Here is a 24,506-nt window from a genome sequence, read left to right on the forward strand (position 1 = left end):
TAATATATAGGCTCCACTTACAGAGGGATAGACAAAAAAATGACTGATATTTTCCCGTACAGCATCTGCATATCATAACCTTCTGTAACAAAGCATAAAAGAAAGGAACCCCTACGTAAACTAAGAACATAGTTTTATCTGTTTTGCATGATCCATTTCACTTTAGTTCAGCAAAAAGGATTTTTAACAACCAGCGAAGCAAAGCGTTTATTTGTTGACAGTTTTAAAAAAAGGCGTTATTCTAAATAGCAGAATAAAAAGGAGGTAGAATGATGCGGGTTCGATCCGATTGTTATTGTACTTTAGAAATATTTGCAATGTCTGATTTGCAAAAGCAGGGAAAGGCTATTTTGACCGATGAACAAAACGATACAATAGAAGCGTTGGCAGGAGAAAAATATTATCGATAGATAAAAGTATCTCTTAGTAAATATCAGGAGTACACACTGAAATTGCAAAATTGCAAGGCCCCCTTGATATATTTGAGCGGCTGTGACGATATTTGGGATCGTGGTATCTGTTATTTGAATAATACAGTGAATGGGTGGCATTAGCTTGGCAGGAGAACAATTATCAAAATGGTACAATACGCCATATTGGGAACAATATCATTTTAATCCCTATCAAGGTTGGCTGAATGATCCAAATGGATTGTGTTATTTTCAGGGATATTATCATCTGTATTATCAGTATAATCCTTTTGGTCAAGAATGGAGTTATATATACTGGGGCCATGCAACGAGCAAAGATTTGGTGCATTGGGTTCATCTTCCAGTTTGTTTAGAGCCTCAGCAGGAATTGTTGGGTAAACCGGAATTAAGTGCCGGGGCGTTTTCGGGCTGTGCAGTCGCCAAGCAATAGTTTTCAGCAAATTATTAACTAAACATAAATAAGCAGAAAGCAAACTGCTTCCTACTTATTTAAAATATCCTGTCTTTGTATTAATTTGTATCAAACATTACTCAATAGTAATCCGTTTTCCAGTCTGAAAAGATTCTATGGCAGCGTATGCTAGCTGTAAGGCCCGCAAGCCGCGCTCTGCTGGGATAGGGGGTCTTCCACCTGAACGAAACGCAGGAATTAACCGATCTAAATGCCGATCCAAATTATGAGTAAAGCTATTGGCATCGTCGTCAAACATCGATGGTCTCCACGTCTCTGCTACTTGAGATCCGGCTTTCTGGTAAGTACACCGTTTTAAATTATCTTCAATTAATATACGTCCCTTCATACCATTCACATCAATCATCTGTGCGAATTCATAGCATTCAGAAGAATCAAATGAACCCAAGAAAGTACCAACACCCTGATTTTTAAAATGCAAAGACAATGAAAATGTCGTATAGCTGTTTTTTCCTGCAATATCAGTCATGTCTGCTGATAATGATTCAATTGGTCCACATAGATATTCTATTAAATCTAAGCCATGACACTGTGCTTCAATTTGTTCCATATAAGGATGAGTAATAGGGATCCCATCACTACTCTGTGCAAACCTCCATTGTGCAAACACAATAGATCCTAACTGTCCAGAATCAATTATTTGCTTGGCTCTTTGTACAGGTTCGCTACAACTATGATTAAAATCTATTGCAAAAAACAAATCTCTTTTTCTGGCTTCTTCAATCATAATACGAGCTTCATCTAACGAATATGCCAAAGGTTTTTCAACAAAAAGAGGAAAACCCGCCTTAATTACTTTCATAGTTGGTTCAAATGTTCCTTGTCCCGGCATACAAATCGAAACCAAATCTGGCTTTTCCTGTTCTAACATCGTGTCAATATCTAAATAATAATTGACTTTAAATTGCTCTGCCCGGGCACGGGTACGTTCAAGTGTCCGCCCAACAATGCAGCAAAGTTCTGTGTCCTCCCTGTTTGAAAAAGCCCTAGCATGTTGATATCCCCAACCACCAGCACCGATTACTGCTACCCTTGTTTTCTTGCTTTTCATCATATCCATCTCCTAAGACATCCATTTTTGTTTTAAAGTAAACTCCTGACTTTCCTTCTTGACTGCAAGCTCCATTAATAAAGCTAAATATTGATCCTGACAATACTGATTTACAGAATAAAAAGGTTTTCCCATATTTACAAAGTCATACATCCTGGTTAAAACCGTTGCAACCGCCACCTCTTCATCACTCAATCGTACCGTTCCCAAGGGATTACGATAAAACCATTGTCCTGCCCCAGTTATTGCCTCGGTATGCGGGCAAGTCAAACTATTATCTAAGCCTTCATAGACCCTATGTAAATGAAACCGTAAAGGCGTATGGTAATCTTGCAGAATACTTACCTGTTCATCTGCAATTTCTCCTTTTTCGCCGCGAATTAGCAAATGCGATGTGCGAATTTTGGAGAAATATTGTTCATCAGTAAAATCAAAAACCGCCCATTTTTCGCCAAAATCCAATATTATGTGATCTTGAGTTTCCTGTATCCATTCTTCTTGATGAGGATAACCATTTCGTCCTGGTCCACGAATAGAGGGAGAAATAAATCGTTTTCCCCAAATACCGCAATCTTCAAAATTTAAATGTAAATATCGTCGTATCAGGCTAATTGCATGATATCCATGTGCAACTGATATTTGAACCTGTCGCACATTTCCCAGCAAGCCAGATTCGATAATCGACAGTCGAGCCGCATGCATTGGCTGAAATTGATATTGTTCAGCAATCTGTACGAATTTACTTTCAGTAATACGCCAAAATTCTTGAATCATCTCTTCTGAAGTTGCGGGGCACGTTTCTGTTAATATCGGAATTTGATTAGGTAAGGATTTTTGCATTATGTCCATAGTAGCCTGAATAGGAAGGCACAACACTATAAAATCTGGTATTTGATCTAAAGCTTCTTGTAAGTTTTCAAATACCGATACATTCCATTTTTGGGATAAATATTCCCGTCGCAACGCCTGTGGCTCTACTACTGCACAAACTTCTAAATAATCCGGTAACTCCTGAGCGGCGCGCAGATAGAATTCTGCGCGCCAACCACCTCCAATAATTGCAAATTTGATAAAAATTCATCCCCTTTATAATCCGTTAAAAATCAATATGATCAGGATCATATCCATAACGATAATCCAAATTTAACGCATCAATCCGACTCATTTCTTCATTAGTTAGTTCAAAGTCAAATACATTGCTTAATTGAACCATTTCATCTTGTTCAATGGTTTTAATGCTCGCCAACACTCCATGTTGCAATGTCCAACGCAGTAATACTTGCTCAATCGTCTTATCATATTGTTTACCAATATTCTCTAATAGTGTACTGCGATCATAAAGTCCGGGTTTTTTATAGCCGGCATGTTCAAAGGCATAGTAATGCGGCGGAATCGCTTTTACAGTAAGATCTTCCTCATTAATAGCCCCAAATGCAATCCCCTTTTCTGTACAATAATCTTGTAATTTCTGACGACTATATAACGGATGAAATTGATCTTGATTTACTGCTGGAATTACTTTTGTTTCAGGATCATCTAATATTTTTTGTATATGATGAATCTGAAAGTTACAAAGTCCAATTGCGCGTGCTTTTCCTTCCTCATAGATATTTTGTAAACGTACCCAAGCTTTTCTTTGCCAATCTTGTAGATTTTCGAGATATACCTTTGGATGTGGCCAATGAATTGAATATAGATCCAAATAGTCTGTTTCAAGTTGAGCAAGAATTTCTTCCACCGCATAATAATTACGATAATCCCTAATATCTCCGATCTGCGGCTTAGATGAGATAAAAAACTCTTCTCTTGGAATTTTGCTTAGTTTAATTGCGTGTGCTAATCCACGTTGAACTCGATGGATTTCAGCTGTTTCAAAACGCCTATATCCAGCTTCAATGGCATCTAAAATGATCTCCGACTGCGTAATTGGATCAAAAGCAATGGCACCAACCAGTTCCGTACTATATCCTAACACAGGCATTTCAACGCCATTATTCAATTTGATTTTTGTATTAAAATTTAAATTATTCATGTAGATTCCCCCTCCAAAATTTAGAGTTGATTATATGGATTGGCATTTCTTCTATCATCAATATTCATCGAATCAATTTCTGCCATATCTTCTGACGTCAGTTCAAAATCAAAAATATCTGCATTCTGTGCCATATGTTTTTGATTGGAACTGCGAGGAACCGGAATAACATTATGTTGGATATCCCAACGCAACAGAACCTGATAAACAGATTTCCCATGCCGTTCACCAACGCGGTTTAGTATTTCATTATCAGCGAAACGGCCATACCGTCCAATAGGTGTATAGGCTTCCATAGCCACTCCCCAATTTTCACAAAATTCTCTTTGTTCATTTGCCATGTAAGTAGGATTAAATTCAATTTGGTTGGTAGCAGGAATAATCTCGCAGTTTGGCAACAAATTCCTCATATGCCAAATTTCAAAATTGGATACAGAAATACAACGTGCCCGACCAGAACGATGGATTTTTTCAAGTTCTTTCCATGATTGAATATAATGCCCTGGTAAAGGCCAGTGAAGAACAAAACGATCTATGTAATCAATTCCCATTTTTCGTAAACTTTCTTCAAAGGACTCTGTCGTCCTGTCATATTTTTGTTCATCAAAAATTTTACTGGAAATAAAAAATTCTTCACGCGGTATTCCACTTTCCTTAATCGCAATTCCGACAGCTCGTTCAGAACGATAGATCTGAGCTGTGTCAAACAAACGGTAACCCACCTCAATGGCTTCTCTCAAAATGCGTACCTGTGTTTTCAAATCCTCTGCAATTTCAGCTACACCGAACCCCATAAGTGGGATTCTGACCTTATTATTTAAACGTTTTGTGCTTTGGAAAGTTAATTTTTCCATATTGTATCCTCCTATTATTCTGATTTATGATAAAACTATTATTCTTTTACCGCCCCAATGACAATACCCCTTACAAAATATTTCTGGAAAAATGGATAGATGATCAGAATAGGCAGGACCCCCATCACTGCCATTGCCATCTTAATGCTCATCGTAGGAAGTGTTGTTACTCCAGTAGAGCCAGCTCCTGCAAGCTGACTTGCATTACTCATCAAAAATTGGATATCCATTAACATTCGGTTTAGCAAAACCTGAGTGCTATACAATTTTTCATTGTTTATATAATAAAGACCATTCACCCAATCATTCCAATATCCCAAACCCACTAACAAAGCTAGCGTCGCCAATATAGGGGTGGACATAGGCAAAACAATTTGTGCTAAAATTCTCACTTCACCTGCGCCATCTATTCTAGCCGCTTCAATGACAGCATCTGGAATATTGGTGGAAAGATATGTACGCATCATAATGACATAGAATGCAGTCATTAATAAATTAGGCACAATTAATGCAAAAATTGTATTCTTAATATGAAATGTTTGCACCCACATCATATACGTTGGTATCAAACCACCATTAAATAACATCGTAAAGAAGAGATAAAAGGAAAAAAAGCCTCTCCCGGGAAGATCTCGACGCGAAAGCGGGTAAGCATATAACGTTGTGAGAAGAAGGTTAACAACAGTACCGATAATCATGACTACAAATGAAATGGAATAGCCTCTCAAAATAGCACCTGAATCTATTAAAGTAAATCGATATGCCTCCAAACTCCATTTTTGAGGAAAAAAAGAATAGCCTTGTCGAATTAATGCAGTTTCGTCCGTAAAGGAAGAAATAATCAACAAGAAAAAAGGGATCAGACAACAAAGTACTAAAAACAGGAAAACTATATGTAATACTATCTGAAATATTCTATCTTTACCAACCATACGCTATTCTCCTTTTAAAACAAAGCACTTTCTTTTTCCACCTTTTTGACGATTGTATTAACAATAAGAATTAATAAAAATCCTAAAAGAGATTGGTAGAAACCCGCAGCAGAGGACATACCAAGATTACTATTTTGTAAAAGACCACGATAAACATAGGTATCAATTGTATTGGTTACATCAAATAACGGTCCACTATTCATTGGAACTTGATAAAACAGCCCAAAATCCGAATAGAACATTTTTCCAATCGCCAACAAGGTTAAGGTAATAATTGTTGGTTTTAGATGCGGTAAAGTAATATGTGCAATCTGCTGCCAACGTCCTGCTCCATCAATTACAGCCGCCTCATAATACCCTCGATCTATTCCTACCAGTGTTGCATAGTAAATAATACAGTTATAGCCGAAATGCTTCCAAATATATACAATTACAATAATATATGGCCAATATTGGGGTTCAGCATACCAAGAAATTGATTCTTGCCCTAATACTTTTAAAATACTATTATTTACAAAGCCAACATCTGTTGCCAAAAAGCCATAAACCAAATAACTAATGATAACTGTAGAAATTAAAAATGGAACTAAAACGATTGTTTGATAAAATTTGCGAGCTTGCTGTGCTCTTAGTTCTCCTAGTAAAATAGCAACACATACAGAAACCAATGTTCCCAATACAATAAATACAGCGTTATAGCATAGAGTATTTCGAGTAATATTCCAAGCATCCTGCGTTTTAAACAAAAATTCGAAATTACTTAATCCAATAAATGGACTCCCCCAAATTCCATCTTTAAAATTAAAACGTTTAAAAGCCACAACGATACCCGCCATCGGAATATAGTTATTGATAAACAAATATAATGCACCCGGAATAAACATCATATAGAGAGGCCAATAGCGCCGAATGGTTTTTATAAATCGTTTTTGTGATATGACCCTTTTTTTGTCTCTCTCTCCTTTCTTCATTTTAACTACCTCCTTATATTGTTTTGGTAAGTGGTAATAAAAGAGCAGTAGAAACGACTGCAAACTATCTGCTCTTTTATTACGCAAGTGAGGATTTTACTCGCCTTTTTCAGCTAACCATGCATCAAACTGAGCTTGCTTTTCTGCAAGGATCTTATCAACGCCGGCGGCTTCTAATTCGGCAAGAAATTCTGGTATTGTCGTTTCAGGATCAAGCATTCCACATTGCAATGCCGTATCATATTTACTGATTACATTATCACAAGCAACTTGTTCGTTCAGAACAGCAGTGTTGTCCCATGCAAAACCATATGCTGGCGAAATATAACAATTCGCATTAAATTCGGCTACTTGATCCCAATAACCTGCTGGACGGCCATCTGGTACATGAATAATCAATCCTCCAGGATAAGAACCGCCTATACAACCAGCGCTGTATTCTACAGAAGTTGCATCCTGGCCGTCAAGATAAGTGATCATGTCATTTTCTTTATCCTTGTACTGATAGTGTACCCCTTCCACACCATATGTTAGGAGATTCATAAAGTCCGCGTCTGTCATCATCAGATTAAGCACCTGCATCGCACGTTCCGGTTTTTCACTAGTTACCGAAATTGCAGATTGCCATCCAGCATGCTGAGTGGCTGCATAAGTTTCATACGGCGTTAATAATTCACTTACAACTACCTCTTTCCCAACCGCATTGGTCCATTCAGCGGCTGGCAGAGGATCCGTGTTTCTGATCGCACAAGCAGCTTTTCCAGCTGCCATCAAACTTTTATTTGTAACGGTACTGCTAGCACCATCTGGCATTACCAGACCTTTTTGCATCCAGTCGTACATATGGGTAGTCCACTCTTTGTACTCATCTGTTTCATAAAAATTAACTAATTTAGTACTACCATCATAAACATTAACCAAACAGCCTAAATAGCCATAACATTTATCATAGGGATTAGGCATTGGATTGTAGCCACCCACATCCGGCGCTAATGGATACATATCAGGATAGTTTTCTTTTACTTTTGTCAGCACAGCTTCAATATCATCGTAAGTCTTAACGGTAGAAACATCCACATTTAAAGAATCTGCTATTTCCTTGACCATGAAAAAGCCAATACCAGAGCCCTTTCCACGGTTTCCGGGAATCCCATACTGCTCTGATCCCACTTTACCTGCTGCCATATATTTTTCTGGAATGTTAGCTAATATATCCTGCCCATATTTTTGAAGCAGATCATCAATCGGAATAATTTGAGAAGCGCTTTTTAAGGTAACTAAATTATTATTATAAGTATTAAAAATGTCCACCTGTTCACCAGAAGAAAGCATTAAATTCAACTGCTCAGTATAAGTCCCCTGACTTATAATCATCACTTTTACTGTGGTATTGCCCAATTTTTCCTGAGTGATTTTGCTCATCTCATCTGAAACCAGATTTAATGCTTCATCTGTTCCATTGCCCAAGTTAAGAATTACAACTTCATATGGATCTTCATTATTCTCAACCGTGTTCCCAGAAGTTTCTGAAGATTCACTACCACATGATGATAATGCAAAAGTACTCATCATCACTGCAGATAAGAGTGCAAATAACCTTCTAAATTTCATTCTGTTACCCCTTTCTTATAAAACATATTATATTCACCTTTCAATACTAACCGGTAAGTAATGAACTGTTTTTATTATATTAAATTTGCTTTTTATTATCTGCCCAAAAACAGACATGATCTATAATAATTTTGACATTTAAATATAAAAATTCAGAATATTATAATAAGAGTGGTCAGACTTCTTATACTTATTATCAATTTTCTGACATCATCTGAATAAAAAAACGTTGGGACATATCCCAACGTTTTTACCAAAGATTATAACTGTTGTCTCTCTTCCATAGGAGTAATTCCCATGACCTTTTTATATGATTGTGAAAAGTGAGAAAAATTGGTATATCCTACTCTTGTAGCAATATCGCTGATAGGTAAAGCGGTTGTCTGAAGAAGAGTTTGGGCAACTTTCATTTTTTCATTTAAAATATAATTTTTCAAAGAAATCCCCATCTCTTTTTTAAATAATCTAGATAAATAGTCCTCATTTAAAAAAACTTCCTTGGCTAAATCAGAACGTCTAATGTCCTTTTCTAAATGATTTTGAATATAATAAACAATTCGTTGGATTTGGCTTTTTGAATCGTTCTCAGGAGTTACATATTCGTGCAAATAATTTAAAGTATTATGGATAAACTTCAACATGTCATCAATCGATTGATATGCCGTTAAAGTAAATTTCATTACTTTATCTTTAAACATATCGTGTGTCTGCAAATCCATCCGATCTAATATGCTAAACACCGTTCGCATAAAATCTTGATAGAATAATTGTAAAATCTCAGCATCTAATACACCTCTCTTTTGAAATTCTTCTAAATACCTGGTCAACTCTGTTTCGGCCGCCTCATAATAACCAGATAAAAGTAAATCTGTAATATAATTGCTGTTAAACTGGTAAAGCCGCTCCTGTTCCATTTTACTTTTATCCGATTCCCAAAACAAACGTGATATATAGGCAACATTATCATCTCGTAATGCCAACAACTTTTTAGATTTATTGGAAACATCAGGCATCAAAACGGGATTACCAGTATAACAAGCAATATCAAGTTGGAGATATTCTTTGCAATAAACTATAAAACGATTTAATTGTCGCTGCAGTCCTTCTTGATCAATAAGTTGTTCTTCTGAATAAATGAGCAAAGCATAAGTCTGCTTAGGAATAGGTATTAATAACAATCTTTGTCCATAAATCTCTAATAGCTCTAATAAAATATTAGAGAAAGCATAATATAAAGTGTGTTCATCCCATTCTTCTTTATGCAAATTCCAACGCATTACATTAAAGATTACAACAAAAAATTCACTTTTCTCTGTAATAGAAATCGATAACTTCTGGAAATCCTGTAGTACAGAATTTATACTTTCTGTTTCCCCGCATATCCATTCTTCCAATATTCCTCCCCAGAAAATGTCTTTTCGATCCCACCAAAGTCGTCCATAATCAATATATTTCTGTTGCTCTCTCAAATTTTGGATTTTCTCTATCGCCCTGTGTAATGCAACCTCGATATCAGAATATCGTGCTGGTTGTATGATATAATCAAAGCTTCCTAGGCGCAACGCCTCTTTGGCATAAGAAAATTCTGCATGTGCTGTCAAAAAAATGCATTCGACCTCTAACGACTGCTCGCGAATCCAGTATAAAAGACTTAGACCATTCTCTGCAGGCATTTCAATATCACAAAGTAAAATATCAATGATTCTAGTCGAAAATATCTCCCGAGCTTCTACCGCGTTATACGCCGTAAAAATTCGATTGATCCCCAATTTTCTCCAGTTTACTCCAGAAGCAATACCGTCTACTACGCTAGTTTGATCATCTACTATCAGTACAGTCATTCTTTTTCACCTCCTTGTCTGCTTTTTTTATTGGCAAGAACAATTCGACATGTGAACCAATGGCTTGATTTGAAAAAGAAATACTAACATTTTCATGATATAGCAACATTAATCGATGACGTATATTCGAAATTCCTATATGCTCGCCTGTGTATAAATCACTATTTGTACAATTTAGTTTTTTCAGCATCTCTTCCGAAAAGCCCTTCCCCGTGTCTGAGATAATAATATTTACATAATCTTGGCTCTCTCCAACAAGAAAATGTATCTTGACAAAAATATTCAAAGTTATGTTTGCTTGTGTCGCGTGCTTAACACAATTTTCCACAAAGGTAAGTATTGTCAGCGGAGGTATTAAAACCGACTTCAGCGATTCATCACAATAAATGAAACACTGCGGCGGCATTGACAAGCTTATTTGTTGTAATTCTATATAATTTTTTACATTATTTACTTCTTCTTCAATAGAAATAAACGTAAAGCTATCACCAAAAGCAGAGCGCCAATATCTGGAAAGCGCAATAATCATATCTTGAATTCTAATAAATTGCTTAGATTGAGCCAATCCATAAATGTTCTTCAAGCAGTTTAAGAAAAAATGAGGGCGGATTTGAATTTGTAAATATTGTAATTTGGCTTGTTGGATTTCTATTTTCTTTTCATAAGATTCAATTTTTAACTGCTTAATTTGATTCAACATTTTATTAAATGTGGTACTAACCTCTTGGAATTCTACAATTCGATAACGCTTATCTATTTTGGTATCAATATTTCCTGCTTTTACATAATTCATCGTTTTCATGAGATCATCTAATGGGGCCAAATAAAGCCTTTGAAAAAAGCAGTAACATATTGGTATCAAAAAAACAAACAAAAAGGAAAGCACTATAAAAAGCAATTGTATACCGTCTAATAGACCCCAAACGCCTTCATATGGCATTAAATAATTCAGATACAAATTAGCATACTTAAGCGAACCCTGTACCACGATAAACTTATGTGGATGGCCTGTAAAAAAATAATTTTTTTCTGAGTTCATAGTCAATTCTATTTGATTTTTCTCAGCAAAATGGATGTTAGTTATAATTTCACCTTTTTCTGTTGAACACAATAAAAGTGGTTCCTCTCCACTAATTGGATAATTAATCATTGTGGTCAAATCTACCATTACGGCACAATAAACATTATCAAGCCTTAGTATCCGAAACATATATTTTTTTTGAGATATTTCTTTCAAAAACCAACCCTGTTTGTAGTTATCTCCATCGTCCTTTATTAGATTTCTTAAAAAGGTATCTGCCGCAATTTGTATTTCTTCTTGAATATTTCTCTTAAATGCCGTACGATAGATATTATTTTCTGATGAATAGAGAAAGCATCCTGTTAGAAGTTTATTTGAAATAAGCATTCTTTTATAATTATCTACAATCGTTTTTGCATAAACATGAGCATTAACAGGAGAAGGGTTATTTCTAAGCAGAATAATCTGTGAATTATTAGCGATCAAATCAGATATAGAAGAATCAATCAATGAAATAGCTTCATTAATTGATTGTTGATATAAGGAAAGTGTATTTTGATTCGTTGAAGCTGTATTTTGATTTACCACGCTGACAGTGTATAGGTTATATGTTATGAGCAATGTGATTAATGGGCATAAAAATGTAACCAGAAGCACCACTATCTGCTGCCGAGATGTAATTGAACGCATTATATCCCCCTCTTGTTATACCTCACAAATATTTTCTTTTTAATTATAACGATTTTAGATGCTATGTCAAGTGAAACAGATTGTAATAAGATAATGGAAATTTTTTCTATTGCTGTATTTCAAAAATCTCGTGTCAAAAACTTTAAATAAGAAAAACTCGCGATAATTCCAAATTTCTGTATTGAGATCGAATTTACTGCAGAAGTAATTAGGCATCAGAGTAAATACGGTGAAATCCTATTATATTCAAACAAAAAGTAAGATGGTATTGTATGGTAGTTTCAGATATCTTTCCTTTCAAAATGAAAGTAAAACTGCCTAAACCTTAGAAGAAGTTATGTTTAATAGACTATTAGCTAACATCTAATAAAGAGAAGCTGAACGGAGAAATACCCGTACCGCTCCCGTAATGTATCTACCGCTTTGTCCATCCTCTCCAGCTTTTGCAGCTTGAATTCCTCCGGGAACAAGGATAACTGCTCATTTCCCATGACTGACAACTGACAGGCCCGAACGCTTAAACTCCTCACCGGCTTTTTCGGACGGTGAAGCTGAAACAGGGAAAAAGACTGGTCGAACAAGTCCTTGACTGTCCGGTTCGGATAGGTCATTGTCCCCTGCCGTTCATAGGAACATAATACATTATCCCGTATCCCGATCTGTACCGTCCTGCACACAAAGTCATATTCCCTCATTCTGGCAGATACGCTTTCACACAGGACAAATAAAGTGATCTTTACGTCATCATCGCTTACAAGGTCTCTCGGCGCGGTCGTACTGTTCCCGATTGACTTGATCATCGACTTTGCCCCGATATTTGATACCGGCGACTGGTCCAGCCCATTAGTAAACTGCCAGAGCATGACCCCGTTTTTTCCCAACACCTGTTCCAGAAACCGCACGTCTGTCAAAGCCAGATCCCCGATCGTGCGGATGCCGTATTTTCTTAGCTTTTGGTGAGTTGCTTTCCCGACATACAGCAGCTCGCTGACCGGAAGCGGCCAGACTGTTTCCCGGAACTGGTCCGGCAGGATCATGATGGTCGCGTCCGTCTTTTTTAGATCCGAACCCAGCTTGGCAAAGACCTTGTTGAAAGAAACGCCGACTGAAGCGGTGATCCCCAGTTCCTTTTTGATTCGTTCCCTTAAGGTATCAGCGATCGTTTTCCCGGAACCGAACAAGTTTGTGCTGCCCGTCACATCGAGCCAGCATTCATCTAAGCCGAAGGGTTCTACCTGGTCGGTATAGTCGGAATAGATCTCCTTTTCCATTTGGGAGAACCGGAGATACTTGTCATAGTGGGGCGGGGCAAAGATGATGTCCGGGCATTTCTGCTTGGCAAACCATAAGGGATCGCCGGTCTGCACACCGAAGGCTTTGGTTTCATAGTTCTTAGCAAGGACGATCCCATGACGCTGCTCCGGATCGCCCGCGACTGCCATAGGTCTTCCTCTATATTCCGGGTGATAAAGGCTTTCCACGGAAGCATAGAAGTTATTCATATCGCTGTGCAGTATCACCCGGTCCATAACAAAACCCTCCGTAAACCTTTTTCTTAGTTTACGGAGGGCCCTTTTCTTTTATGCCTTGTTACAGAAGTTTTTCATAATCCTGCGCTCCATAAAAGAAGCGGAGAATATATACTGTCTTTTCCTCTTCGTCAATACGGAAGATCATTAAGTAGTTGTCGATAACTGCTTTCCTGTAACCCATACTGCGGAATGCTTCTGCGTGGCAATAGCTGTACGATTTCGGCAGGGTTTCTAAAATCCGATAACAATTTTCGATCGAATCTATCAAACGGGTTGCCGCCGGTAAATTTTCCAGGTTTACAGCAATATATGCAACGATCTGGTCAAGATCCCATTCTGCACGTTTGGTAATCTCTATTTTATATTCCATACCGTTCCCTCAGCTGCTTTAAGGATTGTCTGGCGTCAGTCGTTTTACCTTCTTTGATCTGTTGCTCTGCTTCGTCAAGTTTAACAAACAGTTCTGTCATCATCATTTTTTCTTCATAAGCCTGGATACTCATGATCACCATATCACCATACCCATTTTTTGTTACAAAAATCGGTTCGTCAGTTGTATGGCACAGTTTAGAAATCTCCGAGGTATTCTGCAATTCCCTAATTGGAATAATCTTCGGCATAGCCATTCCTCCCTTCTTGCACTATTATTATATAATAATTATAATACATTTATCATAAAAAAACAAGCGGACATCTGTAAACTGTCCACTTGTTTTCTTCCCAAATATCAAGGAAGTGCTCTCCAAGCTATAATTTAATTTTTGAAAATATCCAATATATTTTGGAACATCGGATAATACTGTTCCTTGATCCTTTGATAGATTTCTTGCGCAGTAGTTTCGTCATAAAGATGAGAGGTCAGATTCCTGTCGTTTAATAACTGAATCCACATGGTATCATCTTTCATTAGTCCGTCTGCATAAGCCTTGCGCATCACTGATTTTGGGCTGTTGATCTCAGTATATCCCTGCTCCAGCAAATATTCACGCAGGGTTTTCCAGGTTAATTCTGTACAAAACTCAAAACGCTGGATCACCCCATCGCGCACTGAGTCCATATTGGTTTTTTCGTAATCATCAATGGACTCTCTTAAACGTTCAATCGCAGACTGGAGCTTCTCATATTTTTCTGCAAATTTATCCATTAAAATCACTCCGTCCTTTTCGATATTCCTAACCAGTTTTTCATCTGTTTTTGGAGAAAGGAATACAATATCAAATTCAAGCAGGGTAGGAAGTTCATTGACAGAATCCCAAAACAACGCCTGATTTTCAGCCGGCATTCCGAAAACTGCGATGTCAATATCGCTGTTTTCTCGGTGATCGCCTCTTGCGCGGGAGCCGAACAATACGATTTTATCCGCTTGATACTGGCGAGATAACTGCACGATTTGCCGATATATTTGATCCATCAATTATCCCTCCATGTATTAAGTATAGCCTTATTATACCTTGAACCATTCAAAAAGGCAATTATTTTATGACATAAAACAAGCAGACAGCTGCAAACCGTCCGCTTGTTTTTAGTCTTTATGTTTTATATCCTTTATAACAGCAATAATATGAGCAAGCTGATGACCAGTTAATCCCTTTGCCTCACTCATCAATTCCTGCAAACGTTCTGGGTTATGATTTTCTTCATCAAAAAATTCTTTAGGGGTAATATGAAAATAATCGCAGATATAATAAAATCCATCCATAGAAGGTTTATTTCGGCCATTCTCAATATTGTTAATATATGCCGGCCCTTGTCCCATAGATAGGCTCATATCACGAGCCGATATTCCTTTTTGAATTCGTAATTGTGCTAATCTATTCCGAAAAAATTCATCAAACATAAAAATCACCCTACTTTTATTTTAGCGGGACATCATTTGATTGTTGTTCCTCTAAAGAGTTTATATAAATTGACATATTCTTTTTAAAGGAATATAATATAAAAGCAGAGCAAATATGCTCTGCTAACTATCAATTTCTTCTTCATCCTCAAATGAATATTCATTAAATTCTTCGTAATCAAGAAATTCAGATAAAGTCATATTAAAAGCTAATGCAATACGATGAATCGTTTTTAATTTAGGGTTTTGAGAAGAACCATGCATAATGCTGTCTAGAGTAGAGTGACTAACGCCACTAATTGTTGCCAAATAATTTATGCTATAATTTCGTTCATTACATAAATCTGTGATTCTATGTACAAGCATTTCATCGTATTTCAATGACTTCTCTTCCTATTCTTTAAATACCTTTGCTATTATATTAGCAAAAAGCATGTTCCGAATTGCCGATGTGTCGGCAATAATATTTTAAACAGAGACAGCTTTATTATTCAGCGGGGAGACTATTATATCTATGAACACACAACAGGATTTCAGGACAAAGCTGGACCTGTACCAGCCGTTTGCCCTGCTTTTAAACTACAGAAATAATCGCATGGATAATCTGAAGCCCATGCTCAAAGCAGCCGAGATCATGGTCGGGGAATGCCTGGAGGAAGGAATCAGGGATTTCCTGATTCCCATCGGCCGGAGGTCGAGAGGGACCACAGAACCTTTGGAGCACCAGTTCGCCCGATTTCTGGCCGGTATGAAAAAAAGCCGCCCTGAGATCAGGATAACGGCTTTGGTATCAAACCATGCTGTAAGATCTGTTCGCCCGGCTCTGGAGGAACAGGGTGAGCTGTGCCTCTATGACCAGATCGAAATACTGGAATCTGGCTATGAAAAGGACTTTCAGCAATATATCATAAAAAAGGTGATCCCCAGCACAGCGGCGATCCTCTCCCTGGACCAGCCCAAAACAACAGTTTCCAGAAAGACATATAAAGCGGCTTACCAGCTGAATATACCGATCAAGAGTATTTTTGAGCTTTCATGGGAATTCAATGAAGGCGACAACGGGATTTCGCTGATCAAATCCCTTGAACTCCGTAAAGCCCTTGCCATACCTGATAAATGCGCGGTCTTCTATTTTAACCCCGTTGGGGTTCACCTGACTATGGCACAGCTTGCGCCCGCGCTGAAAACTGCCGTTCATGACTGCGCTCAGAATGGGATCACAGATTTCCTGTTCCCTCTGGAGGGACTCAACATGATCCGGGAGGAGGAGCTGACCTGCCAGGCAGTGAGGATCATCAGGAGCATGATGGAAGAATATCCGGATATCCGGGTCTTTGCCTGCATTCTGGTCAGTGAAGAATCAGATACCTATCCGGAGGAATATGACAGCCTGTTTCATGAAGCCTACCAGATGGAAATAAACGGCGCCAACCGAACCTCTGTCTTTTACGACGCTGCCGCCAAGCTGATGAGCGCCCTGATCGCTGTATCAAAGAAAAACAGCACCTTCCAGCTTGGGAACCAGGCGGACAGCCAAATGATCCCGGTATATAACCTATACCATATGATTCACAATCCGGGCTTCCTTCCCCCAAAGCCTCTGTATTCCCTTACTCCGGATACACAGAATATTGAGAAGCTGGAGCTTCTGGAACGGGAGCTTGGCGTATATCCGAAGGAACACCCGATCTATGAATACAGGGTGGAAAACGAACTAAGCCAGGATCATCAAACCGAACATTACAGCTATCACCGGTGCCTGGATCTGATCTTGGATTTTATTCGGTTTAACAATGAGACCGCCTATCTGCGGGGCTTGGCGCTTGGCATGATCCAGACGGATAACCTGCAAAAAGAAGTAGATCATTATTCTGTCACCCATACCCCTTTCTACAGACAGTTTCAGGAAAAGCTGCTGGCTCTGGCCGAGGCAGTCAGGAAGGACGGCGATTCTGAGCTTCTCAGCTCGCTGTACCAAAAGATCGAGGCGGTAGACAGGCGGCTGAAGATCGACCAAACCGGATACCTTCTGCTGGGTTTCCGGAGCGGCAGGAAGAAAGCGGTAGAATTTGACGAAAAACTGGACGAACAGTTTGAGGACTACTGCAAGGAACAGATGAAGCTGTTTTATGACTGCCCGTTTAATGTGGATACAATAGGGATCATCTCAAAAATATTCCGGGAGAAGAAGCGGACATGATCACCGGCAGGAATGAGATATTGAAGGCTTTGTCAGACCGTGGGGCCTGCGTCTGCTTTACCGGGCACCGGCCTGACAAGCTTCCCGAGGAAAGCGATTTCAAGGAGACCGCCCTGCTCTGTGAGAGGATCGAGGTGGAAACCATCAAAGCCTATGGGGAAGGCAAGCGATTCTTCCTGCACGGCATGATGGCAGGCTTTGATATTCTGGCGGCGGAGACGGTTTTGCAAGTGAAGAAGAACTATCCAGAGATTCAGCTCGTTTCTGTGGCTCCGTATCACCACAGCTTTTTCAAATCAAAGGAATGGGAACCCGGCTGGATCAGAAGGGCAAGGATCGTGGCAGCCCGGTCAGACTATGGGCTGAGCTTGTCAGAAAACTATTACAGTGGTGTATATTATGACCGGAACCGGTGGCTGGTGGATCATTCCAGCTTGGCGATCGAGTACTGTTCCCTGTTTGCAAGAGGCGGAACACGTTACACGCTTGACTATGCGGAAAGGCAGTATATCCCAACAGTCAACATCTATCATCGTTAAAAACAGGAAGTCCGGAGGAGTGAAATAACCTACTTCCTATTAGGCTCTGATCTTGCCACGCGGAGGCTGGATTCAGTTCTGGCCATAAGCTGGCAGTCAACCGTTTTTTAAAAAGTCTGTGTCCTCCGAGACCCTGTTTTTATATATATGGCTGGGGAAGCTGGAAACCCCTTGGCTTCCCCGGCTGTTTATCTTTCCTTGCAGCGAGAAGGTTCCCGCCTTCTCGTTGTTTTTTTCTGCTTTTTATCGTATAATCTAAGTATATCTTGCAGAAATCGGCCGGGAGGATAAAAAATAATGGATACTAGAAAAGAACAGGAACGCGCGGAACTTCACCGTACTATCTGGAATATAGCCAACGACCTGCGTGGCAGTGTGGACGGCTGGGATTTTAAGCAGTATGTGCTGGGGATGCTGTTCTACCGCTATATCTCCGAAAGCCTTGCAGGGTATATCAACCGCGGCGAATGGGAGGCTGGAAATAATGTCTTTCGCGGAGGAAAAGGCGGATTTTACTTTTGCGCCAAAGCCTGAACCGCTTGATTTAGATGTCTTTTTTGCTTGCCTGGCCTCATACTCTTTTTGCGATTTTTTGGCTTGTTCCGGATCGTAAAGAACAATTGCGTTTTCTTCTGACATCAAAAATCACACTCCTTTCTGTGTGGTTCAATGAATTAGGTTTTTATGATTGGAGAAGAGTAAGATGAAACACTGGATAAGTATTCTGTGTGTGGCTATATTAGGTTGTTTTCTGCTGATTTCCTGCGGTGAGATTGAATCGTTGACGTTGACAGGGGAAACAAAGCTGATAATGAAAACAGGGGATGTGCTGGATGACGATAGCGTGGTCTGTGAAATTACGCCGGGCACGTCCAGTGACGGAGATGTTCGCTGGGTCAGTTCGGATGAAACGGTGGTCAAGATTCAGACCTCGGTGGAACAAGACCGGTATCTGGGAAAATCGTTTTGCAGGATTGAGGCGGTTGACCTCGGAAAAGCAGAAATCCACGCGGAGTCAGCCGATGGGCAGGTGAAAAGCGGATCGGTCACCGTGACGGTAACAAAGGACGGGAGGGAACCCGATCTGAACAAACTCGGAAAAAAGGATGAGGATATCCCGAAGATCGAGGATTATATTGATGAAAATGGGATGGTAAGATTCGATGCACCGGATGGAAGCGACCGGGATGCGCGCAAACAGTTGATGGTTTATGAAGATATTTCGTATCATGATCTGATGATGGCAGTAGAACATTATATCGATACTCGTCGTCTTTGGGGCAATCCTATGGGAACTGGATATGGATCGGAAACGAGAGACTCTACAGGGGATCCGACTTTAATAGTAGACGGTCATATTGTCACATTGAAAGGAACTTTATCTACGGTTAATGAGGTAAAAGTAGTTCAAAAGTGCAAATTTGAAATACGGGTCACGTTTAACGATAATTTTTCTGACTTTACTGTGGATAAATTTTCAACCAACATGCCAGAGTTGTTTACAGATGAAGAAATGCACGATATCACATAATATAAATGATAAAGTTGAAAACAGGAGCCCTGTCCGAATGGACGGGGCTCCTGTTTCTTATGATTCCGCCCTTGACTTCAAGATGTTTGCCAGCCTGTTTATCACTTCCTCAAAATCCATTGGTTCAGCAGGCTTTTTCTTCAATGCATAAGCTGCTTTGGCTTGTTGCAGCGCTCGGATTTCTGCGGCGAATGCGGCAAGCGGCGGCAAGCTGATGCTGAAAACCACTCCGCAGGCTTTTGGGGATAAACTCCACACCTACACCATTGTCAACGCTATCAATGATGGAAATGTACTGCCGTTCCGCATTGACTATATGGATACTGTTAAGCAGAAAGACGGCACTTCCGACAAAGAGGTGTCCGCTATTGATACCGAGCGCGCATTAGCCGCGCCGGAGCGTGTCAGTGAAATTGTGAAATATATATTGGAACACTTCGACCAAAAGACCAAGCGGAACAGCTTTTACACGCTGAAAGGACAGCGAGTGGCGGGCTTCAATTCCATTTTTGCGGTCAGCTCCATTCCAATGGCAATGAAATACTATACCGAGTTCCAAAAGCAGCTTGCCGAGAGTGGGAGCAAGCTGACGGTCGCCACGATTTTCAGTTACAGCGCAAACGAGGACGACCCGGAGGACGTGCTGCCAGACGAGGGTTTTGAAACCGCCGCACTGGATAAGACCTCCCGCGATTTTCTGGAAAGTGCAATTTCTGACTACAACGGTTATTTCAATACTGCATTTGACACGTCCTCCGATAAGTTCCAGAATTACTATAAGGATTTATCCCAGCGCATGAAAAACCGGGAGGTCGATTTGCTGATCGTTGTCAATATGTTCCTCACCGGATTTGATGCGACTACGCTCAACACGCTATGGGTGGATAAAAACCTGAAAATGCATGGCTTGATACAGGCGTTTTCCCGCACCAACCGTATTCTTAATTCTGTCAAGACCTACGGCAATATCGTGTGTTTCCGGGATTTGCAAAAAGAAACAGATGAAGCGATTGCACTCTTTGGAGATAAGGAAGCCGGAAGCGTCGTGCTGCTAAAGGGATATGATGCCTACTACAGTGGTTCCGACGAGGACGGAAAACACTATCCGGGCTATGCGGAATTGACCCGCGAGCTTGCACAGCGTTTCCCACTGGAACAGGAGATTATCGGGGAGCAAAACCAAAAGGATTTTATCAGCTTGTTCGGTGCGATTTTGCGGCTGAAAAATATTCTGACCGCCTTTGACGCTTTCACCGGGAATGAGATTTTATCCGAAAGAGATATGCAGGATTACCAGAGTATTTATCTTGATCTTTATCAGCAGATGAAACCAGACAAATCGGAAAAGGAAAACATCAACGACGATATTGTTTTCGAGATCGAACTGATCCGGCAAGTGGAAATCAACATCGACTATATCCTTATGCTTGTGCAGAAATACCATGACGGAAACTGCAAGGATAAGGAAATCCTTGTTACGATTGATAAGGCAGTGAACTCCAGTATCCAGCTCCGCAGCAAGAAAGAGTTGATTGAAAGCTTTATCCGCACTGTAAATGCCTCTACTGAAGTAAACGAAGACTGGCGCAGATTCGTTCTGGAGCAAAAGGAACATGATTTGTCTGAAATCATTGAGGAAGAACGGCTGAAGCCAGTGGAAACACGGAAGTTTATCAACAATTCTTTCCGCGATGGAACAATAAAAACAACAGGTACAGATATTGACAAGATCATGCCCCCTGTCTCACGTTTCGGCGGAGGCCGGGAAGTCAAAAAGCAAGGCGTGATTGATAGGCTGACGACGTTCTTTGAAAAATATTTCGGACTATGACTATAATAAAAAACATAAGGAGAATGTAATAGGGAAATTACATCGAACATGTTCCAATCGGTCACATACCGCAGCGGCGATGCGAAGGTGGAGGACGAACATCTGAAAGGAGCGATTGAATACAAGGCAGAGCATGGAACAGCGGTATTCTTCCTGACTGTTAAGATGACTGACGGGTTTGACCGAGATTCAGAAGTATCCGGAGAAATTGAGAGCATCAAGTTCATGCAGGGAGAAGATGATCCGTGGACTGTCGTTTTTGGGATCAAAGACGAAAAGGCACCTTTCACTGCTGAAATCTCCAGCGATGAGATGAATAAGCTGCTGGAGTTGAATCAAATTAAGTTGTCCCGTTAATAAAAACAGAAAAGTAAAGAGGCGCCCTCTCACATTGGAGAAAGCGCCTCTTTTTTATTTATGCTATCTGTGTCACACCTATAAAACTGCCTATCCCATATTCCTGAGCATTACTAGACTCGGAGAAATAAAAAGAATAATTCTGTCCAGTATAGACCTTCAGCTTTTTGGGCAGCTGTAAAACATATTCCCTGTCTTTTGATCTCACCCTGCAAAGCTTAATCTTTCCCAACACCCTATACTGTATCTCCACACATTCCCCGGTGATAACGCGGTATTTTCCTTTCCTGCCAAGCCATAGAAATCCTCCGGCCCTGCACAGACTCGCCGCAAAAACGGCTGTTCCCAGTATGCACAAGATTTTGTCCTGGCATATCAGATAGTATGCAAAGCTGAACAGGAAACAGCATAAGCCTATTCCTCCGGTTGCTGCCATCTTTTCCAGGATTGGCGACGGGATCTCTTTCATAAAAAGCCTCCTTTGTTACTTGATCTGCAAATCAATCTGTTTCCACAGATATAGATTCACGATCTCCTGAATTACCCAGTTTCGATTTTCAGAGCTGCTGCCGGACCAATTATTACCTTCTGAATCAGACCAGATACGATCGGACAGTTTTTCCGGTGACGGGATCTCCGTAATCTGATGATCAATGCAGTAAATCAACTCATCGGCAGACAGCGAAGAATGATTTAACAGCTTCAAAAGCTTTTTCTGATCGTCAGTATATCGAATCCTGGTGAACAGCCTTTTTGTTATGTACACCGGTATTTTTCTCTTTATTGTCAATTCACAGAATCTTTTCAGCTGCTCGGACAATTTGATTTTTCTGGGAAAGATATGTAGGTTCCCTATCAGATCATAAATCGCGTCTGCGGGGATCCACCCTGTCCCGGAAAGGACCAATCCCTTCTGTTCAAGCTGCTCCATATAGTCTTCAAACCGTCCGGTTCCCCATACCCGGTATTCCTGTTCCTTTTCATGGAACAGCTTTTCCGCAATTTCAAACGTACAAACGTTATAAAGCAGTGAAGACCAAATCAACAGTTCTTCCATTGTAATGCAATACATTTCCCAGCCGTTCCGGACTACCGGAAATCTCTTGCCATGCTTGTCCGTATAAATTTCAAATTTTCCTATTGCTGTATAAAAGGTCTCCATCATATTTCCTCCCTATTGTTTTCAAGCAGTACGTTTAATTTACTCCGGGCTGTCCGGATCCGGGTATAGACTGTCTTGACCGGAATATGCAGAATCTCTGCGATCTCCTTCGGGGAAAATTCCAGCTGCATCAGATCCAGAACCTCAATATAAATATCGGCTAATCCTTGTTTTAACGCTTCGAACCGCTCCGTCTGGATTTTTCCCACTACTTCCTCTATCACATCTGGCTGAAATAGATCTTGAAATTCAAGCTCCCGATCCAGTTTCTGTTTTGCCTGCATATGATAGAAATGATTTCGGATCACTATGAAAGCATAGTGAAAAAATCTTGCCTGTCCAGTGTAGGTTTCCGCGGCTCTGCATAATGCCGCACAGCCGCTTTGATAATAATCCTCCCACGAAACAGCGGCGTTGGGGATCAGATTCATTTTAGATATGACAGCTTTTACAATATACAGATTCTCACATACAAGCTGCTGTTGTTCTTTGCTTAACATCTGATTCCCTCCTTAACTGGCTATAATATGATGGTTTTTCAGAATGTCATGGCATTCCGCAATGAGCTGGCTGCACATATATTCCGAAAACTGCCCAATATGAGCGTGTTTAGAACGCAGTCCAAACCGATACCGTATCCATTGATACGCTTGTGTACGCGTCATAATATGGTGTTTCCAAAGCAAGGCCATGGTCTTATGCGCTTCGATCCGGCTGTGTCTCAAATCGCCTTTTGCTAGGATCCCTTTCGGAATCAATGTCCCGCGGTGTACACTAACATAGGCATCACATTTTGGATACCCGGCACAGACGTACAGGTACTTTTCCTTTGCTCTGTCTCCGTGTACATATGACGCTGGCCTGAGAATAGCCGGACGTCCACAATATGGACACTTGATTTTTACTGGTTTCATAATTAGAAAACCTCCTTTTTTCTTGTCACCTCTCTTACTCCTTCTCAAATGAAGGTTTTCACAGCTATTTTGTAAATTTTTTATGAACCACTGTTCTGACAATGGTACCAACAAATCAGCGGACATTTCTGCTCCGGAACTCTTAATGCAGTCAGATACGGAGCATACCATTCCTGAAAAATCAAGTTGCTCATAGTCATCAGGCATTCGCTTTGGTCAAGACGGCAGCATATAATCCGTTCTATTACAGAAACAGGATACAGCCTCAGCGAACCGTCCCTGCCCGGGAAAAGAAGGAAATCCCCGCAGTCTATTTCTTTATGGTACCGGCATACCTTACATACGATATATACGGTATTTCTCCACTTTCCATCTGTTAAAAAACCAACCTCGCTCGTCAGTTTTCCATAATTATCATTTTGCATTGTTCATATCCCCTAAAACAAAAAAGAACAGCCTTTATTCAAGCTGTTCTTTTCGATAATTCTGTAAAAACGCTTTCATTTCACTCATATTATTGAAAATATGGGCAGTCCCCGTCAGATAAGTGATCCCCTCTGTCCATTCCTCCAATGAAAAACGTTCCTCCGGCATTTCCAAAAGATCCATTAAAATAAGCCGGTTTAAATATGGATTGTATTTCAAATCAGAAATAAATACGCCGCAGCGAGCAGCTTCAGTCTCTAATAATCCCATT

General features: G+C 40.0%; 28 protein-coding genes and 2 pseudogenes. 8 read left to right on the top strand and 22 right to left on the bottom strand.

All coding sequences use genetic code 11. From position 1 onward, the window contains the following. Nucleotides 1–269 precede the first annotated feature (269 nt). Together CZ360_RS13960 and CZ360_RS01845 are read left to right on the top strand one after the other, a co-directional pair. Entirely contained in the window at nt 270–410 is a 141-nt protein-coding gene (locus CZ360_RS13960; protein WP_159438075.1) for a hypothetical protein, read from the top strand. 145 nt (nt 411–555) lie between these two features. Further along, on the top strand, nt 556–861 hold the full coding sequence (locus CZ360_RS01845; RefSeq protein WP_229407961.1) for a glycoside hydrolase family protein: 306 nt from the start codon (nt 556–558) through the stop codon (nt 859–861). A gap of 97 nt (nt 862–958) precedes the next feature. On the opposite strand, the gene CZ360_RS01850 is transcribed toward CZ360_RS01845, so the two are convergent. The 15 genes from CZ360_RS01850 to CZ360_RS01920 form a co-directional block, all read right to left on the bottom strand. Further along, nucleotides 959–1,963: a Gfo/Idh/MocA family protein gene (locus tag CZ360_RS01850; protein WP_229407962.1), complete on the bottom strand. Its 1,005-nt coding sequence runs from the start codon at nt 1,961–1,963 to the stop codon at nt 959–961. Between the two features lie 3 nt (nt 1,964–1,966). Next, nucleotides 1,967–3,031, bottom strand: coding sequence for a Gfo/Idh/MocA family protein (locus tag CZ360_RS01855; protein ID WP_077532490.1), 1,065 nt, complete (start codon nt 3,029–3,031; stop codon nt 1,967–1,969). Nucleotides 3,032–3,050: 19 nt separating this feature from the next. Then, nucleotides 3,051–3,986, bottom strand: a complete 936-nt coding sequence (locus tag CZ360_RS01860; RefSeq protein WP_077532491.1) for an aldo/keto reductase — start codon at nt 3,984–3,986, stop codon at nt 3,051–3,053. Nucleotides 3,987–4,006: 20 nt separating this feature from the next. After that, complete coding sequence (locus CZ360_RS01865) at nt 4,007–4,840, bottom strand: aldo/keto reductase (RefSeq protein ID WP_077532492.1); 834 nt, start codon at nt 4,838–4,840, stop codon at nt 4,007–4,009. A gap of 38 nt (nt 4,841–4,878) precedes the next feature. Beyond that, nucleotides 4,879–5,772: a carbohydrate ABC transporter permease gene (locus CZ360_RS01870; RefSeq protein ID WP_077532493.1), complete on the bottom strand. Its 894-nt coding sequence runs from the start codon at nt 5,770–5,772 to the stop codon at nt 4,879–4,881. Between the two features lie 14 nt (nt 5,773–5,786). Further along, the gene (locus tag CZ360_RS01875) at nt 5,787–6,743 is read right to left on the bottom strand and encodes an ABC transporter permease (RefSeq protein WP_077532494.1); all 957 of its coding nucleotides are present in this window, start codon (nt 6,741–6,743) and stop codon (nt 5,787–5,789) included. 96 nt (nt 6,744–6,839) lie between these two features. Then, a complete protein-coding gene (locus CZ360_RS01880) occupies nt 6,840–8,354 on the bottom strand; it encodes an ABC transporter substrate-binding protein (RefSeq protein ID WP_077532495.1) in 1,515 nt (504 codons plus the stop codon). Between the two features lie 260 nt (nt 8,355–8,614). Next, nucleotides 8,615–10,195 (bottom strand): response regulator transcription factor, encoded by a 1,581-nt coding sequence (locus tag CZ360_RS01885; RefSeq protein ID WP_077532496.1) that lies wholly within the window; start codon nt 10,193–10,195, stop codon nt 8,615–8,617. Further along, nucleotides 10,173–11,906, bottom strand: coding sequence for a sensor histidine kinase (locus CZ360_RS01890; protein WP_077532497.1), 1,734 nt, complete (start codon nt 11,904–11,906; stop codon nt 10,173–10,175). The genes CZ360_RS01885 and CZ360_RS01890 overlap by 23 nt, the downstream gene beginning before the upstream one ends. A 356-nt stretch (nt 11,907–12,262) precedes the next feature. Then, nucleotides 12,263–13,435 carry a DNA polymerase IV gene (gene dinB / locus CZ360_RS01895; RefSeq protein ID WP_077532498.1) on the bottom strand — a complete coding sequence of 391 codons (1,173 nt, stop codon included), beginning with the start codon at nt 13,433–13,435 and terminating at the stop codon, nt 12,263–12,265. Nucleotides 13,436–13,496: 61 nt separating this feature from the next. Beyond that, complete coding sequence (locus CZ360_RS01900; RefSeq protein ID WP_077532499.1) at nt 13,497–13,808, bottom strand: type II toxin-antitoxin system RelE/ParE family toxin; 312 nt, start codon at nt 13,806–13,808, stop codon at nt 13,497–13,499. Further along, the gene (locus tag CZ360_RS01905; RefSeq protein WP_077532500.1) at nt 13,798–14,058 is read right to left on the bottom strand and encodes a type II toxin-antitoxin system Phd/YefM family antitoxin; all 261 of its coding nucleotides are present in this window, start codon (nt 14,056–14,058) and stop codon (nt 13,798–13,800) included. Before CZ360_RS01905 ends, CZ360_RS01900 begins: the two co-directional genes overlap by 11 nt. Before the next feature lie 134 nt (nt 14,059–14,192). Continuing rightward, nucleotides 14,193–14,849, bottom strand: coding sequence for an HI0074 family nucleotidyltransferase substrate-binding subunit (locus CZ360_RS01910; protein ID WP_077532501.1), 657 nt, complete (start codon nt 14,847–14,849; stop codon nt 14,193–14,195). Between the two features lie 111 nt (nt 14,850–14,960). Continuing rightward, on the bottom strand, nt 14,961–15,275 hold the full coding sequence (locus tag CZ360_RS01915; RefSeq protein ID WP_077532502.1) for a helix-turn-helix domain-containing protein: 315 nt from the start codon (nt 15,273–15,275) through the stop codon (nt 14,961–14,963). Between the two features lie 123 nt (nt 15,276–15,398). Further along, the gene (locus CZ360_RS01920; RefSeq protein ID WP_077532503.1) at nt 15,399–15,656 is read right to left on the bottom strand and encodes a helix-turn-helix domain-containing protein; all 258 of its coding nucleotides are present in this window, start codon (nt 15,654–15,656) and stop codon (nt 15,399–15,401) included. A gap of 133 nt (nt 15,657–15,789) precedes the next feature. Between CZ360_RS01920 and CZ360_RS01925 the strand changes: the two genes are divergently transcribed. From CZ360_RS01925 to CZ360_RS01940, 4 genes and pseudogenes are all read left to right on the top strand, one after another. Next, nucleotides 15,790–17,475: a hypothetical protein gene (locus CZ360_RS01925; RefSeq protein WP_077532504.1), complete on the top strand. Its 1,686-nt coding sequence runs from the start codon at nt 15,790–15,792 to the stop codon at nt 17,473–17,475. Next, complete coding sequence (locus tag CZ360_RS01930) at nt 17,472–18,014, top strand: SLOG family protein (RefSeq protein ID WP_077532505.1); 543 nt, start codon at nt 17,472–17,474, stop codon at nt 18,012–18,014. The genes CZ360_RS01925 and CZ360_RS01930 overlap by 4 nt, the downstream gene beginning before the upstream one ends. A gap of 294 nt (nt 18,015–18,308) precedes the next feature. Further along, nucleotides 18,309–18,506, top strand: a pseudogene (locus tag CZ360_RS01935) (type I restriction-modification system subunit M N-terminal domain-containing protein); the annotation flags it as partial. A 211-nt stretch (nt 18,507–18,717) separates the two neighbouring features. After that, nucleotides 18,718–19,545, top strand: a complete 828-nt coding sequence (locus CZ360_RS01940; protein ID WP_077532506.1) for an Ig-like domain-containing protein — start codon at nt 18,718–18,720, stop codon at nt 19,543–19,545. A 57-nt stretch (nt 19,546–19,602) separates the two neighbouring features. Here the strand turns inward: CZ360_RS01940 and CZ360_RS13965 are convergent, their stop codons facing one another. Next, nucleotides 19,603–19,773, bottom strand: a complete 171-nt coding sequence (locus CZ360_RS13965) for a hypothetical protein (protein ID WP_159438076.1) — start codon at nt 19,771–19,773, stop codon at nt 19,603–19,605. Between CZ360_RS13965 and CZ360_RS01945 the strand changes: the two are divergent. Continuing rightward, nucleotides 19,724–21,376: pseudogene (locus tag CZ360_RS01945) on the top strand (type I restriction endonuclease subunit R, EcoR124 family); the annotation flags it as partial. The gene CZ360_RS13965 and the pseudogene CZ360_RS01945 sit on opposite strands and share 50 nt — an antisense overlap. Nucleotides 21,377–21,424: 48 nt before the next feature. Then, nucleotides 21,425–21,733 (top strand): hypothetical protein, encoded by a 309-nt coding sequence (locus tag CZ360_RS01950; protein WP_077532507.1) that lies wholly within the window; start codon nt 21,425–21,427, stop codon nt 21,731–21,733. A 58-nt stretch (nt 21,734–21,791) separates the two neighbouring features. Here the strand turns inward: CZ360_RS01950 and CZ360_RS01955 are convergent, their stop codons facing one another. From CZ360_RS01955 to CZ360_RS01980, 6 genes are all read right to left on the bottom strand, one after another. Further along, nucleotides 21,792–22,202: a hypothetical protein gene (locus CZ360_RS01955; protein WP_077532508.1), complete on the bottom strand. Its 411-nt coding sequence runs from the start codon at nt 22,200–22,202 to the stop codon at nt 21,792–21,794. A 15-nt stretch (nt 22,203–22,217) separates the two neighbouring features. Next, nucleotides 22,218–22,895, bottom strand: a complete 678-nt coding sequence (locus CZ360_RS01960) for a hypothetical protein (RefSeq protein WP_077532509.1) — start codon at nt 22,893–22,895, stop codon at nt 22,218–22,220. Next, nucleotides 22,895–23,395: a sigma-70 family RNA polymerase sigma factor gene (locus CZ360_RS01965; RefSeq protein WP_077532510.1), complete on the bottom strand. Its 501-nt coding sequence runs from the start codon at nt 23,393–23,395 to the stop codon at nt 22,895–22,897. The genes CZ360_RS01960 and CZ360_RS01965 overlap by 1 nt, the downstream gene beginning before the upstream one ends. Nucleotides 23,396–23,407: 12 nt before the next feature. Then, nucleotides 23,408–23,809 (bottom strand): zinc-finger-containing protein, encoded by a 402-nt coding sequence (locus CZ360_RS01970; protein WP_077532511.1) that lies wholly within the window; start codon nt 23,807–23,809, stop codon nt 23,408–23,410. Nucleotides 23,810–23,889: 80 nt separating this feature from the next. Beyond that, on the bottom strand, nt 23,890–24,234 hold the full coding sequence (locus tag CZ360_RS01975; protein ID WP_077532512.1) for a hypothetical protein: 345 nt from the start codon (nt 24,232–24,234) through the stop codon (nt 23,890–23,892). 34 nt (nt 24,235–24,268) lie between these two features. Further along, the gene (locus tag CZ360_RS01980) at nt 24,269–24,505 is read right to left on the bottom strand and encodes a hypothetical protein (RefSeq protein ID WP_077532513.1); all 237 of its coding nucleotides are present in this window, start codon (nt 24,503–24,505) and stop codon (nt 24,269–24,271) included. Nucleotide 24,506 lies beyond the last annotated feature (1 nt).

This window comes from Massiliimalia massiliensis, assembly GCF_900155615.1.
In the GTDB taxonomy this organism is placed as follows: Bacteria; Bacillota; Clostridia; order Oscillospirales; family Ruminococcaceae; genus Massiliimalia; species Massiliimalia massiliensis.

Coding starts and splice junctions, on each gene's coding strand:
- CZ360_RS01955 (WP_077532508.1), bottom strand. CDS start 22,202: ATGAAAGAGATCCCGTCGCCAATCCTGGAAAAGATGGCAGCAACCGGA.
- CZ360_RS13960 (WP_159438075.1), top strand. CDS start 270: ATGATGCGGGTTCGATCCGATTGTTATTGTACTTTAGAAATATTTGCA.
- CZ360_RS01860 (WP_077532491.1), bottom strand. CDS start 3,986: ATGAATAATTTAAATTTTAATACAAAAATCAAATTGAATAATGGCGTT.
- CZ360_RS01940 (WP_077532506.1), top strand. CDS start 18,718: ATGAAACACTGGATAAGTATTCTGTGTGTGGCTATATTAGGTTGTTTT.
- CZ360_RS01910 (WP_077532501.1), bottom strand. CDS start 14,849: ATGGATCAAATATATCGGCAAATCGTGCAGTTATCTCGCCAGTATCAA.
- CZ360_RS01950 (WP_077532507.1), top strand. CDS start 21,425: ATGTTCCAATCGGTCACATACCGCAGCGGCGATGCGAAGGTGGAGGAC.
- CZ360_RS01960 (WP_077532509.1), bottom strand. CDS start 22,895: ATGGAGACCTTTTATACAGCAATAGGAAAATTTGAAATTTATACGGAC.
- CZ360_RS01905 (WP_077532500.1), bottom strand. CDS start 14,058: ATGCCGAAGATTATTCCAATTAGGGAATTGCAGAATACCTCGGAGATT.
- CZ360_RS01890 (WP_077532497.1), bottom strand. CDS start 11,906: ATGCGTTCAATTACATCTCGGCAGCAGATAGTGGTGCTTCTGGTTACA.
- CZ360_RS01965 (WP_077532510.1), bottom strand. CDS start 23,395: ATGTTAAGCAAAGAACAACAGCAGCTTGTATGTGAGAATCTGTATATT.
- dinB (WP_077532498.1), bottom strand. CDS start 13,435: ATGGACCGGGTGATACTGCACAGCGATATGAATAACTTCTATGCTTCC.
- CZ360_RS01925 (WP_077532504.1), top strand. CDS start 15,790: ATGAACACACAACAGGATTTCAGGACAAAGCTGGACCTGTACCAGCCG.
- CZ360_RS01885 (WP_077532496.1), bottom strand. CDS start 10,195: ATGACTGTACTGATAGTAGATGATCAAACTAGCGTAGTAGACGGTATT.
- CZ360_RS01865 (WP_077532492.1), bottom strand. CDS start 4,840: ATGGAAAAATTAACTTTCCAAAGCACAAAACGTTTAAATAATAAGGTC.
- CZ360_RS01980 (WP_077532513.1), bottom strand. CDS start 24,505: ATGGGATTATTAGAGACTGAAGCTGCTCGCTGCGGCGTATTTATTTCT.
- CZ360_RS01880 (WP_077532495.1), bottom strand. CDS start 8,354: ATGAAATTTAGAAGGTTATTTGCACTCTTATCTGCAGTGATGATGAGT.
- CZ360_RS01870 (WP_077532493.1), bottom strand. CDS start 5,772: ATGGTTGGTAAAGATAGAATATTTCAGATAGTATTACATATAGTTTTC.
- CZ360_RS01875 (WP_077532494.1), bottom strand. CDS start 6,743: ATGAAGAAAGGAGAGAGAGACAAAAAAAGGGTCATATCACAAAAACGA.
- CZ360_RS01915 (WP_077532502.1), bottom strand. CDS start 15,275: ATGTTTGATGAATTTTTTCGGAATAGATTAGCACAATTACGAATTCAA.
- CZ360_RS01900 (WP_077532499.1), bottom strand. CDS start 13,808: ATGGAATATAAAATAGAGATTACCAAACGTGCAGAATGGGATCTTGAC.
- CZ360_RS01975 (WP_077532512.1), bottom strand. CDS start 24,234: ATGCAAAATGATAATTATGGAAAACTGACGAGCGAGGTTGGTTTTTTA.
- CZ360_RS01850 (WP_229407962.1), bottom strand. CDS start 1,963: ATGGATATGATGAAAAGCAAGAAAACAAGGGTAGCAGTAATCGGTGCT.
- CZ360_RS01970 (WP_077532511.1), bottom strand. CDS start 23,809: ATGAAACCAGTAAAAATCAAGTGTCCATATTGTGGACGTCCGGCTATT.
- CZ360_RS01930 (WP_077532505.1), top strand. CDS start 17,472: ATGATCACCGGCAGGAATGAGATATTGAAGGCTTTGTCAGACCGTGGG.